This is a genomic window from Microvirga flavescens (assembly GCF_003290125.1).
In the GTDB taxonomy this organism is placed as follows: domain Bacteria; phylum Pseudomonadota; class Alphaproteobacteria; order Rhizobiales; family Beijerinckiaceae; genus Microvirga; species Microvirga flavescens.
In genome coordinates this window covers 12,676-25,354 of record NZ_QMKH01000001.1, presented here as the reverse complement: position 1 = coordinate 25,354, position 12,679 = coordinate 12,676, and the positions used below count along the sequence as shown (strand labels likewise).

Genomic DNA, 12,679 nt, shown 5'->3' with positions numbered 1-12,679 from the left:
CGGGTGCCATTTCGTGCACTAGGCAACCGTTGCAATAACGGCAAGCTTGAGCGTTTCATGAACATGACTGCTCGGCCCGTATCCGAAAATTGCATCCGGCATATTGACGATAATCAAGGTCAGCCGATCCGGAAGCGTTTCTCCTGTCGACATGATGCTTCGCTCAGCCGGCGACACCGCGCCGGAATATGGCCTGGTCGACGGCAGCGCCACCGCGCTCGAAGAGAAGGTTCGCTTCCTGAGTGCGGCCTCGTCCTATCCGCATGGCTCGGGCAAGGTGGTCACCAAAGAAACCCATATGTCCTGGATCTTCCTTGGCGAAGACAAGGTCTTCAAGCTGAAGAAGCCCGTTCGTTATCCCTACCTTGACTTTGCGACGCTAGAGGCGCGCGAGTTTTTTTGCCGGGAGGAGGTGCGCCTCAACCGGTGGCTCGCCTCAGGAATCTATCAAGGCGTTATCCCTCTCCGGCGCTCCAGGCAGGGAGCTCTGACATTGGAGGGGGAGGGTGAGATCGTCGATTGGCTTGTGGTGATGAAACGCCTTCCGGCCGCTTGCATGCTCGATCTACGGCTGCAGGAAGGAACGGTGGACGAGCACGATGCCGAGCGTCTCGCGGAGGTTCTGGCGAATTTCTATCGAAAGGCCGAGCATCCTCAGATCGATCCTCAAGCGCCTTTCCGGCGCTTCACGCACGAGATGGCCGAGAACCGCGCCGTCCTGACGCATCCGGGACTTCTGGACGAGCAAGGTTGGATCGTAGACCTGCTCAACCGCGTTGACGCTGCTCTTTTGTCGGCACGCAACCGTCTGGAGGAAAGGGCATCCTCCGGTCACATCGTTGATGGGCATGGCGATCTTCGGCCAGAGCACATCTGCCTGGCGACACCGGTCGTCATTTTCGACTGTCTCGAATTCAGCTGGGAATTGCGGTTGGTCGATCCCTTCGATGAGCTGATGTCTCTCGCGGTCGAATGCGCGCGCTTCGACGCACCGTGGTTTGGTCTCGTTCTCATCGAGAGGGTTGCAAGGCGCATGGGAGAGAATATTCCTGAAGATCTCATGGCAGTCTATTGCGCGTTACATGCCGTGCTGCGGGCGCGCCTGTCGCTCGCTCACCTTTTCGATCCCGTGCCAAGGGAGCCTGCCAAATGGCGTCCTCAGGCACGGCGTTATCTTGAGTTGGCCGAGAAGGCTTTCGATCGATGAAAAACCGGCGTGTTTAAAGAGCGGAACTGATTTGGATCAACGCGGATACTTCGATGGTTACCTAAGAATAATCCAAGCAAGGAGTGGTAAGCATGAAACTGAAAATTCCTCATGAATGCCTGGTGCTTGTCTGCGATGGACGAAAAGCGTTGTTCCTGAGAAATCAGGGTGACGATGTTTATCCCAATCTGCGTGTTCAGCGCGTTTTTCAGGCTCCCGAGAATCCGAAAACGAGCGAGATAGGCTCGGACAAACCGGGGCGAGCCTTCATGCTTCGGCAACGCAGCGCCGTGGAACAGTTCAATTGGCACGATGCGGCCGAGTTGGCATTCGCCGATGAGGTGGCGAAAACGGTCAATGCTGCATACCTCAATGCCACTCTCGAGGCTGTTGTCGTGGCCGCTCCGCCGCGGACACTGGCCGAGCTTCGCGAGCGGTTTTCGGACGGTGTGAAGAAAGTGATCCTTGCCGAGATCAACAAGGATCTGACCAAGCACCCTGTCTACGAAATCGAACAGCACCTGACAGCGGCCTGAAAATACAGGCGGGACGCGGGAGACGGTTCAGGTGCCCGAGATCGTAACGCTGACGATGAATCCGGCGCTCGACATCGCCACGAGCGCGGACACTGTTGTGCCGACAGATAAGGTGCGGTGTGCTCCGCCACGTTACGATCCCGGCGGTGGCGGGATCAATGTGGCGAGAGTAGTTCGCGTTCTCGGTGGAGACGCCTTTGCGATTTTCCCTGCGGGCGGGCCGGCCGGAGGCACTCTGGAAAATCTCCTCGACAGGGATGGCGTTCCTCATAGTCGAATCCCGATTGATGGACCGACGAGGGAAAATTTCACGGTCGATGAGCGGCGCAGCAGCTTGCAATATAGGTTCGTTTTACCCGGTCCCGCGCTCACGCAGGCGGAGTGTGAGGCATGTCTTGCCCGTCTTGCGGAGGTTGCCGAAGGTACTCGCTTCATTGTTGCGAGCGGCAGTCTGCCGCCTGGAGTTCCTGTCGGATTTTTTCAGACGGTGGCCGATCTGGCGAAAGAACGCGGCATCCCTTTCGTGCTCGATACGTCGGGGGATGCCCTGCGCGCGATGCGTTCCGGCGTGTATCTTCTCAAGCCGAGCATTCGTGAGTTGCGCGAATGGGTTGGCCGGGAGCTTCGCGAGGAAGCTCAACAGGTCGAGGCCGCGCGTGAACTGATCGGGCGTGGCATTAGCCAAATCGTCGTGGTGTCGCTCGGCGCAAAAGGTGCGCTTTTGGTGACGGCTGAAAGATATGAGAGCTTGCCGCCAATCGCCGTTCCTGTGCGAAGCACGGTCGGCGCGGGGGACAGCATGGTTGGAGCGATCACCGTTGGCCTGGTGAAAGGTCTGGATTTGCGCCACGCAGTGCGCCTGGGCATGGCGGCAGGAGCGGCGACCCTGATGTCGCCTGGCACTGAGCTCTGCCACCGCGCCGATGTAGAGCGTCTGTATGCGGCTTGTATCGCGCCTGAAGCAGAGGCGGCGCGCTAGATTTTTTGTGGTTCGCAACAGACAGCGCGCTTTTGTGGAGGCCCTATCGAAACTTCTTTCCCGATGCAGGCAAGAGCTGCATCGGGAATTTGCGGGTTCTCGCCCTTAGCGTCCGACGGCGTAAGCCTGCATGAGGCGCGGCGTGGCGGCGCCGTGGAGGAGGCCGTCGGCATCGCGGCTTGCCGCGACAAGGCGTCCGACGGTCCAGGCCGGCACAGTCTCGACATCGTGGCCGCGCTCGCGCAACTCGTCCAGAACCTCCTTGCCGAACGTCTCCTCGGCGGCCAGATGGCCCGGTTTCTGCTCGCGTGGATAGAAGGAGGAAGGAAAGTGCGCCGTATGGGCCATCGGCAAATCGATGGCCTCCTGCAGATTCAGGCCGTGATGTGCGTGACGCAGGAACAGCAGCAGTTGCCATTGCTCCTGCTGGTCGCCACCGGGAGAGCCGAACACCATGTAAGGCTTGCCGTCCTTTTCCGCGAGGGTGGGGGTCAGCGTCGTGCGCGGGCGCTTGCCGGGCTCGAGGCTCGCGGGCAGGCCGGGCTCCAGCCAGAACATCTGCGCCCGCGAATTCAACATGAAGCCAAGTTCCGGAATGACGGGCGAGGATTGCAGCCAGCCGCCTGACGGCATGGCGGCGATCATGTTGCCGAAGCGGTCGACCACGTCGATATGAACCGTGTCGCCGCGGCGCGCCGAGCGCATGGAGGCGAGGGTGGGTTCGCCGCCTGTCACCTTGCGGTCCGTCGTCGAGAGATCGCGCAGGGCCTTCATCGTCCGTTCGACCTGCAGTTCGTAGCCGTCAACGTGGCCCGGACGCAGATCGAGTGAGGCCTTATCGCCGATGAGCTTTCGTCTCGCATCGTTGTAGGTGTCGGAGAGAAGCGTCTCCATCGGCACCTGCACGAAGTTCGGGTCGCCGTAATACGCCTCGCGATCCGCGAAGGCGAGCTTCATGGCCTCGACAACCGTATGGAGGAACGGCGCGCTCACCGGCCCCATCTCCGCAAGGTCGAAGCCCTTCAGCAAGGCGAGTGTTTGAAGGAAGACAGGCCCCTGACCCCAAGGGCGGATCTTGTTGACCCGGTAATTGTGATACTCGTAGGTGAGAGGCGCGTCGTAGCTCGCGGACCACGAGGCCATGTCGTCGGCACTGAGAACACCGCGATGGCGGGAGCCGCTCTGGTCCATCACCTCCGTCGAGCGGACGAAGCTGTCGATGGCCTCGGCCACGAAGCCTTTGTAGAAGACTTCGCGTGCGGCTTCGATTTCACCCTCGCGGCCACGCCCCTTGGCTTCGGCCTCGCGCAGCACGCGCTTCCATGTTTCGGCGAGCGGCGCATTGCGGAAAATCTGGCGCGGGGCGGGCGCATTGCCGCCAGGCAGGAAGAGCGCGGCGGAGGTCGGCCACTCCGTTTCGAAAAAGGTCTTGAGGCCCTTGATCGTATCGGCAACACGGGGAAGCAGAGGGTGTCCCTGCTCGGCGTAATAGATCGCAGGTTCGAGTACATCGCGCAGCCGCAAGCTGCCGTGATCGCGCAGCAGGATCATCCACGCATCGAACGCACCGGGAATGACCGTCGCCAGCATGCCGTTGCCGGGGATAAGCTTGAGACCCTCGTTGCGGTAATGATCGAGCGTAGCGCCCTTCGGAGCGGTGCCCTGACCGCACAGAACTTCGACCTTACCGGTCTTTGCCGAATAGAAAACGGCGGGAACTTCGCCTGCCGGACCTACAAGATGCGGCTCGACAACCTGCAGGACGAAACCGGAGGCGACGCAGGCATCGAAGGCGTTACCGCCCTTTTCCAGCATCGCCATGCCGGAGGCCGAAGCAAGCCAGTGGGTCGAGGTGACAATGCCGAATGTGCCGAGAATTTCAGGGCGTGTTGTGAACATGAAACCGATCCGAGATGTTAGTTTTCGCGAGGGTCGAGGGCGTCACGCAGCCCGTCGCCAAAAAGATTGAAGCCGAGCACGACGAGGAAGATAGCGGAACCGGGAAAAATCGACATCCAGGGCGCCTGGCTCATGAAGTTCTTGGCGGTGTTCAGCATCGAGCCCCATGAGGGGTTCGGCGGTTGCTGTCCAAGGCCAAGGAAGGACAGGCTCGCCTCCGCGATGATGGCGCTGGCAATCGTCAGTGTTGCCTGCACGAGGATGGGCGGCAGCGCATTCGGCAGAACGTAACGAAGCATGATCCAGAAGTCGGGCAGGCCGATGGCGCGCGCGCCTTCGACATAGTCCTCCGCCTTGACGGAGAGCACCTGCCCGCGCGTGAGACGAATGAAGATCGGCATGGCGGAAAGGCCGATTGCGATCATGGCATTCGTCAGGCTGGGCCCCAGGAAAGCGGCAAGAGCAATCGCGAGGATCAGGAAGGGGATGGACAGCAGCGCCTCCGTCGCACGGGAGATCGAAGCATCGAGCCATCCGCCGAAATAGCCGGCGACAAGGCCGAACGGCACGCCCAGAATAATAGCGATCCCTACCGAGATGACGCCCGCGCTCAATGACGCGCGCGTGCCGAGGAGCATGCGTGAGAACACATCCCGGCCCAGCTCGTCCGTGCCGAACCAGTAGAGCAGGGAGGGGGCCTTGCGGATCGTCGAGAAGCTCGGTTTGATCGGATCGAACGGCGCGACGAGCGGCGCGACTATGGCGACCAGAACAAAGAACAGGACGATTCCCGCGCCGAAGACGGCGGCGCGATTCTTCATGAACTTCGCCAGAACGCGGTTGCGTTTCTTGGGAAGAGCGATTTCGTCAGTAACGGCGAGTGTCATCGGGCGTGCCTCAGGCGAGGATTGACCAGGACATAAAGAATGTCGGCGAGAAGGTTCATGAAGATGAATCCGACGGCGGTGCAGAGAACGACGCCCTGGACGACCGCGTAATCGCGGTTGAACACCGCATCCACGACGAGCTTTCCGAAGCCTGGGATCGTGAAGATCTGCTCGGTCAGAACGGCGCCGGCGAGCAGCTCGCCGAACAGCAAAGTGGATAGGGTGATGATCGGCATCAGCGCGTTTCGCAGCGCATGCTTCAGGATAACGGCAGGAGCAAGAAGGCCCTTGGCGCGGGCGGTGCGGATATAGTCGGAGCGCAGCACGCCGAGCATGGCGCTGCGTGTGTGGCGCATCAGGCTTGCCGCAAGGCCGGTGCCGAGAACGATGGCCGGCATCAGCATGGTCTTGATGTTCATCCACAAATCTTCCGCCGGCGGAACGAAGCCGGAGGCGGGGAGAAGCTGCCAGCGCACCGAAACGAGCATGATGAGGAGAATGCCGAGCCAGAAATTCGGAATTGAGAGGCCGGACAGCGCGGTCACATTGGCCACGTAGTCGATGGACGTTCCCTTTTTCACGGCGGAGATGATGCCGGCGGGAATACCGATTGCGAGCGCCACGATCATCGCGAAGATCGCGAGCTCAATCGTCACGGGCAGCTTGGTCAGAATAAGCTTGAGGACCGGAATGTCCGTGCGCAGGGAAATGCCGAGATTGCCCTGCAGAACCTGGCCGAACCAGGCGAAGTATTGCACGATGAGGGGATCGTCGAGGCGATATTTCTCACGCAGGAAAGCCAGAACCTCCGGGTCGCGTTCTTCGCCGGCCATCGTGAGAACGGGGTCGCCCGGCAAGAGTTTCTGCAGGGCAAACACCAGCACCGACACGAGAAGGATCGTCGGAATCGCGATCAGCAAGCGTCTGGCAATATAACGGAGCATGAGGTGCTCTTATCCACTTTGAAAGATGAGTGGTGCGTGCCCAGCTTGTCGCCGGGCACGCGGTTCAAAAGGGCTCAGGAGGCGAACTTCACGCCCTTGAGACGGATCAGGCCGTCCGGATAGGGCTTGAAGCCATCAAGCTTCTTCGACAGCGCGAAGGGCCAGGGCTGATAGTAGGTGTAGATGATCGGCAGCTCGTCGAGCAGAACGGCTTGCGCGGTGTCGTACAAAGCCTTGCGCTTTCCCTCATCCGTGATCGAGCGCGCCTCGTTCAGAATGCGGTCGATTTCCGGGTTGCAATACCGGCCGTCGTTGAGGGCTCCCTTGCAGGTCACGAAGGCATGGATGTTGCCGTCCGGATCGACTCGGCCGGACCAGCCGATGACGTTGACGTCGAAGTTGCCGGCTGTGGCTTCCTTCTGCATGGCGGCAAACTCGGTCGGGCGAAGCGAAATTTCAAAACCCGCTTCCGCCGCCATCGCCTGGATCATTTCCGCGATCTGCTGGGTGGTTGTGTTGTTGCCGAAAGTCAGCTCGAACTTGACCTTCTCAACCCCGGCTTCCTTCAGGAGTGCTTTCGCCTTGGCGACATCGCGCTTGCGCTTATCGTACTTCGGGTCGTGATAGGGGCTCGCGAGCGGGAAGGGCTGGGTCGCGGGCGGGAAGATGCCCTGTCCAACGACCTCGTTGACGACATCCATGTCGATGGACAATTGCAGGGCCTGACGAATCCGCTTGTCCTGGCCGAGCGGGGTCTTGGCGCGGTCGCCGTTGTTGGTGTTGATCGTGAGCCCCTGATAGCCGATGCCGCTGATGGGAGCGAAGATGAGCTTCGAATCGCTCTTGACGCTCGGCACATCGCTCGGCGCGAGGCGCTCCAGCAGGTCGAGATTGCCGGCCTTCAGGTTTGCGAGGCGAACTGTCGTATCCGGAATCGGCGTGAACACGACGCGGTCGAAATTGTAAGCCTTGGCGTTCCAGTGCTCCTTGAAGCGCTCGAGAACGATGCGGTCGTTCTGCACGCGCTCAACGAACTTGAAGGGGCCGGAACAAACGGGCTTCTGTGCGAAATCGGCGGCAGCGAAAGCTTTGGGCGAAAGCATCATGCCGGCGCGGTCGGACAGCTGGGACAGCAGCGTTCCGTCCGGACGGGCCAGCTTGACCGCGACGGTCAGGTCGTCGACCACTTCGACGCTCTCGACGGAGTTCAGCTCGCTCTTGCGCAGGCTGTCGGGCAATGTGCGGGCGCGGTCGAGATTGGCCTTCACGGCCGCCGCATCCATCTTTTCGCCGTCATGAAAAGTGACGCCCGGACGCAGCTTGAACGTCAGCGTCTTGCCGTCACCGCTCCAGGCCCACTCTGTCGCGAGTTCGGGCGTGAACTTTAGGTCCGGCGTGATGTCGACAAGCTTGTCGCACAGGGAGGCAAAGACGATGCGGCCGGTAAACGTGCGCGCACGGTGCGGATCGAGCACGTCGGGATCGTCGTTCAGGCCAATCTTCAGGGTTTGGGCCGAGGCGGCGGTGCTCATCAAGAGACCGGCCGCAAGAGCCATCATGAAACTACGCTTCATACTGTTCTCTCCTCTGGGTTACTGACTTGATGCGCCGGTCTTGTCCTGCCGGTCGCGCCAGGTTCTGTAGAGTGCAAGGCGTTTGGCGAGCGCCTCGCTCGGAGCAGGCGCTGCCAAGGCGCCTGCTCCAGCGTTCTGAATTTCGCGCCAGAAATGGCACGCAACCTTCCGTCCATCGGGAGCGGATTCGAGTTTGGGGTGTTCTTCCCGGCAGAGCGCTTTCGCATGCGGGCACCGTGTGTGGAAACGGCAGCCCGGAGGCGGAGCGGTGGGGCTCGGAACATCACCCTGCAAGAGAGGCTTCGCCTTGCGGTTGATCGGGCTTGGAACCGGAATCGCGGTGAGAAGCGCCTGCGTATAGGGATGAAGTGGGTTATCGAAGAGAGCGTCCGTCTCGCTCAATTCGACAATCTCACCGAGATACATGACGGCGACGCGGTCGCTCATGTGCCGGATGACGGCAAGATCGTGCGCGACGATTACCAGTGTGAGGCCGAACCGCTCCTTCAGATCCTCGAGAAGATTGATGATCTGCGCTTGAATCGAGACATCCAGCGCGGAGACGGGTTCATCGCCGATAATCAGCTTGGGCTCTCCGGCAAGCGCACGGGCGATGCCGATGCGCTGGCGTTGGCCGCCGGAAAATTCATGCGGATAGCGGTCGGCATGGGTTGGTGCGATTCCGACGGTCTGAAGGAGTTCGCTCACCCGTTCGCGGCGCGCACCGCCACGGGCGAGACCGTGCAACGCAATCGGTTCCCCAATGATGTCGCCGACGTTCATGCGTGGATTGAGCGATGCGAACGGATCCTGAAAGATGATCTGCAAGTCCCGGCGCAAGCGGCGCATCTCGCGCGAGCCGAGCGCGCGGATGGATTGCCCCTCGTAGAGCACGTCTCCCTTTGTTGCCTCGATGAGGCGAAGGAGCAGGCGACCGAGCGTGGACTTGCCGCAGCCGGATTCGCCCACGATGGCGAAAGTTTCACCGCGCTTGACCTGCAGCGAAACACCATCGACGGCGCGAACCACCGTCGGTGACGAAAGAACGCCGCCGCCGCCGAAGTGTTTGACGAGGTCGATGCCTTCCAGAATGATTTCACTCTTGATGCTCATGCCGCCGCTCCCCGGTGTTGTTCAAGCGGTGCGTACCAGCACCGTGCGCTGTGCGCGGGGGTGATTTCGGTCAATGGCGGCGGTTCGCTTGCGCAGCGGCTTTCCGCAAACGGGCAGCGCGGCGAGAAACGGCATCCCTTCGGCATCAGTTCCGCCGGCGGAACCGATCCCCGGATCGTCGCGAGGCGGCCTTGCCTGCGGCCAAGTGAAGGAACGGAGCCCATGAGGCCGATCGTGTAGGGATGCTGCGGATCTTCGAAGATTGCGTCGACGGAGCCTGACTCGACGATGCGGCCCGCATACATGACCGCGACTTCATCGGCGACTTCAGCAACGACGCCGAGATCGTGCGTAATCAGGATCATCGACATGCCGCTTTCCTCCTGAAGGCGGCGGACGAGGGAGAGGATCTGCGCCTGAATCGTCACATCAAGAGCGGTGGTCGGCTCGTCGGCGATGAGGATCTGCGGTTCGTTGGCAAGCGCCATTGCAATCATCACGCGTTGGCGCATGCCGCCGGACAGTTCATGCGGATAGGCGCGAAGGCGCTTTTCCGGAGCCGGGATGCGGACGCGGCGCAACATCTCCAGCGCGCGCTCCCAGGCTTGCGCTTTCGAAACATTTTTATGCCGTAGAATGCCTTCCGCGATCTGATCACCGATGGTGAAGGCGGGATTGAGCGATGTCATCGGCTCCTGAAAAATCATCGCCGTCCGGTTGCCACGAAAATCGGCCCGCTCGCGTTCCGACAGACTGAAGAGGTTCTGATCACCGACATATGCCGCACCCTGAACAATGCGCGCGGGAGGCGTCGGCAGAAGGCCCATGAGTGCAAGCGCCGTGACGCTTTTTCCGCAGCCGGATTCACCGACGATGCAGAGGGTTTTGCCCTTGGCGAGCGTGAAGGACACATCGTCGACCACGTTGATGCCGGGGGGCGCTCCATCGAACCTGACCGACAGGTTCTCAACCCGCAGAAGCGGTTGCGACGCGGCGGGGGCGACCGTCACGTTCGCCCCGCTGGGCCGGAGGGCACTCTCATTCGTCATGAAACAGGTCTTCCTTGGTCATTCATTGCCGGCATGCTCGGGTTGAGGTGGCCGCGCCATGCTTTTGATGAGGCTCGCGCGAACCGTTTCCAGATGTTCGCGCATCGCCTTTTCAGCCGCATCGCCATCGCGGGCGGCGATCGCCGTTACGATCCGGTGGTGATAGTGAACGTAAGTCTGTTCGCCTTGTGGGGACCGCGCTTGCTCCCGCAGGCGGCGCCAGGTCGAGTCCTGTCTGATCTGGTTGATCGTGTCGAGGAAGGCGAAGAGAAGGCTGTTCCCTGCCGCCTCGGCGATGGCGCGGTGAAAAGCGCCGTCCCAGAGTTCACGGTTGTCGGTATCGGTTGCGGCGGATGTCGCCGTCTTTCGTGCCAGATGCTCCATGCGTTCGATATCGCCGTTGGAGGCTCGCAACGCGGCGAGGCGCGCGAGCGCGGGTTCGATTTCGAGCCGCGCTTCCATGACATCGAGAGGAGTCGTCCGACTGGAAAGCGCCTCGAAACCGCTCTCGGCGCTCAAGGGGCGGGGGCCGAGAAAGGTGCCCTTGCCCTGATGCCGCCAGATCCGGCCTTCGGCCTCGAGGACATCGAGCGCCCGTCTCAGGGAGCGCCGGCCCACGCCGATTTGCTGCGCAAGCCCCCGCTCCGGCGGCAGCTGCCGGTCCTCGCTGCCCGACAGGTCGTCCAGCAAAGCGCGGAGCTGCGTGAGCGCGAAATCCGAACTGTCCGGGCTGGTTTCAGGACGTGTCATTTGCCCCTCGCGCGAACCAATATTACAAATGGTCGCGGGAAAATTTGCTTATTCGTGCCGAAAACAAGGCGTTTGTGAAATGAAGCTAAGCCGACTTTGAACCAATTTGCAATTGGTTTGTGTGGTGAAAAGAGGGGCAGATTTCAGGAAGAAAGAGGCAGCCGGGCATGGCACAGCTCATTTTGTGCTCAAGAGCGGCTTGGCGATGATGCAGGGGGACGCTCCGCAATTCCGGGGGGCGGATGCGTGAGTGTGGGCACTCCGCGGCACAAGGTTCAGTCGCAGTTGCACTCAGCTCGCAGAGATGCTTTCAGCCTAACGCAATCCATGTTTGCCAAGCAGTTTGACCGTGCTTGCCTGAGGCCCCTTCTCGCCCTCTTCTTCAGCGAACGAGACTCGCGTGCCTGCGGCAAGTTGCGCAAAGGCGTCGTTCAACACGCTGTTTTTGTGGAAGTAGATTTCCTTCCCTTCCGCAGTTTCGATGAAGCCATATCCCTCCTCGGGATGAATGAGCCTCACGGTTCCGATGGGCTGCTCTTCATGTGTCTTGATCTCGCTGCGCAGGTCCCGCACCTCATCCTGAAGGCGACGGCGGGCGCGGTTGAACGCATCACGGATGGCGAAGAACGGATCCGCGAAGCGCTCATCCTCTGGCGGCGTTTTCTCGATGGCCACCTCATGACCATAGGGAAGAACAATATGAATGTTGACCTCATAAAGCCCGCCGGTTTTATGCCGCTCTCCAGGTGATTTCATCACGACCCGGCAGGCGGTGATCCGCTCATAAAACTCCTCGAGCCGACCAACATTGTCATCAATCAGGGTCCGGATCTGATCCGAAGGTTTGAAGCCCTGAAAATCAACCTGAGCCTTGACCTGCATGATGATCCTTCTCCACTCATCAGCGCCGCCGTTGGCCGCTCGCTTCTGGCGCGTGAGGCCAATCGCTGTGAAAACAGGACAACGCTCATCCGCGACACAATGATCCCGATGCGTTTCCCCACATTGATGAAAGTCAAGGCGGTTTGGGGGCGAGGCGATACGCTCGGGGAATGCTCCAGGCTCATCGCTCGAGAGAAGTTATGATCGGCGCGGAACGCCTGGCCGGAACGCTGACACTTCCGCAAAATCGCTATGGGCTGGTCATCTTTGCGCATGGCAGCGGATCGAGCCGCCTCAGCCCCCGCAACACTCTTGTCGCGAGGCAGTTGAATGATTCCGGTTTGGCCACGCTCCTCTTCGATTTGCTGACAGATGAAGAGGCGCAGGACAGACGAAACGTGTTCGACATCCCCCTTCTTGGAAGTCGCGTTATCAACGCCATCAATTGGGTTTCAGAACAGGAGGATTTGGCGAGGACGCCGATTGGTGTGTTCGGTGCAAGCACTGGCGCGGCGGCTGCCCTTGTCGCCGCCGCGCAGGCGCCTGGCCTCGTCAAAGCTGTGGTCTCCCGTGGTGGGCGCCCCGATCTTGCCGGGCAAGCGCTGGGGGAGGTGCGCGCCCCCACTCTCCTGATCGTCGGTGGAAACGACTATGACGTTCTGGAACTTAACCGCGCAGCAAGGAAGATGATGCGCTGTGAAACAGAGCTGTCGATCATCCCCGGGGCAACGCATCTTTTCGAGGAAGAGGGAGCGATGGATCAGGTCGTTTCCAAAGCATCCGCATGGTTCATGACGCACCTCTCGGGAGCCTGGCCAAGAACGATTCCGACGGATGAAGCGCCGCGGTGACGACTTGC

Annotated in this window: 13 protein-coding genes; 4 read left to right on the top strand and 9 right to left on the bottom strand. The window is 60.7% G+C overall.

Features of this window, described 5'->3' with window-relative positions:
- Window positions 1–18: 18 nt before the first annotated feature.
- On the bottom strand, window positions 19–153 hold the full coding sequence (locus tag DQW91_RS17160) for a hypothetical protein (RefSeq protein WP_281023993.1): 135 nt from the start codon (window positions 151–153) through the stop codon (window positions 19–21).
- Here DQW91_RS17160 and DQW91_RS00120 point away from each other — a divergent pair.
- The 3 genes from DQW91_RS00120 (at window position 152) to DQW91_RS00110 (ending at window position 2,722) form a co-directional block, all read left to right on the top strand.
- Entirely contained in the window at window positions 152–1,207 is a 1,056-nt protein-coding gene (locus DQW91_RS00120; protein WP_245410847.1) for a hypothetical protein, read from the top strand. The two genes, DQW91_RS17160 and DQW91_RS00120, sit on opposite strands and share 2 nt — an antisense overlap.
- Window positions 1,208–1,299: 92 nt before the next feature.
- Window positions 1,300–1,743 carry a host attachment protein gene (locus DQW91_RS00115; RefSeq protein WP_112661573.1) on the top strand — a complete coding sequence of 148 codons (444 nt, stop codon included), beginning with the start codon at window positions 1,300–1,302 and terminating at the stop codon, window positions 1,741–1,743.
- A 31-nt stretch (window positions 1,744–1,774) separates the two neighbouring features.
- Complete coding sequence (locus tag DQW91_RS00110) at window positions 1,775–2,722, top strand: 1-phosphofructokinase family hexose kinase (protein WP_198411731.1); 948 nt, start codon at window positions 1,775–1,777, stop codon at window positions 2,720–2,722.
- Between the two features lie 105 nt (window positions 2,723–2,827).
- Here the strand turns inward: DQW91_RS00110 and DQW91_RS00105 are convergent, their stop codons facing one another.
- The 8 genes from DQW91_RS00105 to DQW91_RS00070 form a co-directional block, all read right to left on the bottom strand.
- Window positions 2,828–4,621, bottom strand: coding sequence for a gamma-glutamyltransferase family protein (locus DQW91_RS00105; protein WP_112661572.1), 1,794 nt, complete (start codon window positions 4,619–4,621; stop codon window positions 2,828–2,830).
- A gap of 17 nt (window positions 4,622–4,638) precedes the next feature.
- On the bottom strand, window positions 4,639–5,442 hold the full coding sequence (locus DQW91_RS00100) for an ABC transporter permease (protein WP_245410892.1): 804 nt from the start codon (window positions 5,440–5,442) through the stop codon (window positions 4,639–4,641).
- Window positions 5,443–5,504: 62 nt separating this feature from the next.
- Window positions 5,505–6,452 (bottom strand): ABC transporter permease, encoded by a 948-nt coding sequence (locus DQW91_RS00095; RefSeq protein ID WP_112661570.1) that lies wholly within the window; start codon window positions 6,450–6,452, stop codon window positions 5,505–5,507.
- A 74-nt stretch (window positions 6,453–6,526) separates the two neighbouring features.
- Window positions 6,527–8,026 (bottom strand): ABC transporter substrate-binding protein, encoded by a 1,500-nt coding sequence (locus tag DQW91_RS00090; RefSeq protein WP_112661569.1) that lies wholly within the window; start codon window positions 8,024–8,026, stop codon window positions 6,527–6,529.
- Window positions 8,027–8,044: 18 nt separating this feature from the next.
- Entirely contained in the window at window positions 8,045–9,139 is a 1,095-nt protein-coding gene (locus DQW91_RS00085; protein ID WP_112661568.1) for an ABC transporter ATP-binding protein, read from the bottom strand.
- Complete coding sequence (locus tag DQW91_RS00080) at window positions 9,136–10,188, bottom strand: ABC transporter ATP-binding protein (RefSeq protein WP_112661567.1); 1,053 nt, start codon at window positions 10,186–10,188, stop codon at window positions 9,136–9,138. Before DQW91_RS00080 ends, DQW91_RS00085 begins: the two co-directional genes overlap by 4 nt.
- A gap of 18 nt (window positions 10,189–10,206) precedes the next feature.
- Window positions 10,207–10,938, bottom strand: a complete 732-nt coding sequence (locus DQW91_RS00075; RefSeq protein WP_112661566.1) for a FadR/GntR family transcriptional regulator — start codon at window positions 10,936–10,938, stop codon at window positions 10,207–10,209.
- A 315-nt stretch (window positions 10,939–11,253) separates the two neighbouring features.
- Window positions 11,254–11,820 carry an HPF/RaiA family ribosome-associated protein gene (locus tag DQW91_RS00070; RefSeq protein WP_112661565.1) on the bottom strand — a complete coding sequence of 189 codons (567 nt, stop codon included), beginning with the start codon at window positions 11,818–11,820 and terminating at the stop codon, window positions 11,254–11,256.
- Window positions 11,821–12,020: 200 nt separating this feature from the next.
- Here DQW91_RS00070 and DQW91_RS00065 point away from each other — a divergent pair, with 200 nt between their 5' ends.
- Window positions 12,021–12,671 carry a dienelactone hydrolase family protein gene (locus DQW91_RS00065; RefSeq protein ID WP_245410846.1) on the top strand — a complete coding sequence of 217 codons (651 nt, stop codon included), beginning with the start codon at window positions 12,021–12,023 and terminating at the stop codon, window positions 12,669–12,671.
- Window positions 12,672–12,679: the final 8 nt, after the last annotated feature.

Excerpts from the sequence above, each read along its gene's own strand:
- DQW91_RS00120 (WP_245410847.1), top strand. The coding sequence starts at position 152 with ATGATGCTTCGCTCAGCCGGCGACACCGCGCCGGAATATGGCCTGGTC.
- DQW91_RS17160 (WP_281023993.1), bottom strand. The coding sequence starts at position 153 with ATGTCGACAGGAGAAACGCTTCCGGATCGGCTGACCTTGATTATCGTC.
- DQW91_RS00115 (WP_112661573.1), top strand. The coding sequence starts at position 1,300 with ATGAAACTGAAAATTCCTCATGAATGCCTGGTGCTTGTCTGCGATGGA.
- DQW91_RS00105 (WP_112661572.1), bottom strand. The coding sequence starts at position 4,621 with ATGTTCACAACACGCCCTGAAATTCTCGGCACATTCGGCATTGTCACC.
- DQW91_RS00100 (WP_245410892.1), bottom strand. The coding sequence starts at position 5,442 with ATGAAGAATCGCGCCGCCGTCTTCGGCGCGGGAATCGTCCTGTTCTTT.
- DQW91_RS00095 (WP_112661570.1), bottom strand. The coding sequence starts at position 6,452 with ATGCTCCGTTATATTGCCAGACGCTTGCTGATCGCGATTCCGACGATC.
- DQW91_RS00090 (WP_112661569.1), bottom strand. The coding sequence starts at position 8,026 with ATGAAGCGTAGTTTCATGATGGCTCTTGCGGCCGGTCTCTTGATGAGC.
- DQW91_RS00085 (WP_112661568.1), bottom strand. The coding sequence starts at position 9,139 with ATGAGCATCAAGAGTGAAATCATTCTGGAAGGCATCGACCTCGTCAAA.
- DQW91_RS00080 (WP_112661567.1), bottom strand. The coding sequence starts at position 10,188 with ATGACGAATGAGAGTGCCCTCCGGCCCAGCGGGGCGAACGTGACGGTC.
- DQW91_RS00075 (WP_112661566.1), bottom strand. The coding sequence starts at position 10,938 with ATGACACGTCCTGAAACCAGCCCGGACAGTTCGGATTTCGCGCTCACG.
- DQW91_RS00070 (WP_112661565.1), bottom strand. The coding sequence starts at position 11,820 with ATGCAGGTCAAGGCTCAGGTTGATTTTCAGGGCTTCAAACCTTCGGAT.
- DQW91_RS00065 (WP_245410846.1), top strand. The coding sequence starts at position 12,021 with ATGATCGGCGCGGAACGCCTGGCCGGAACGCTGACACTTCCGCAAAAT.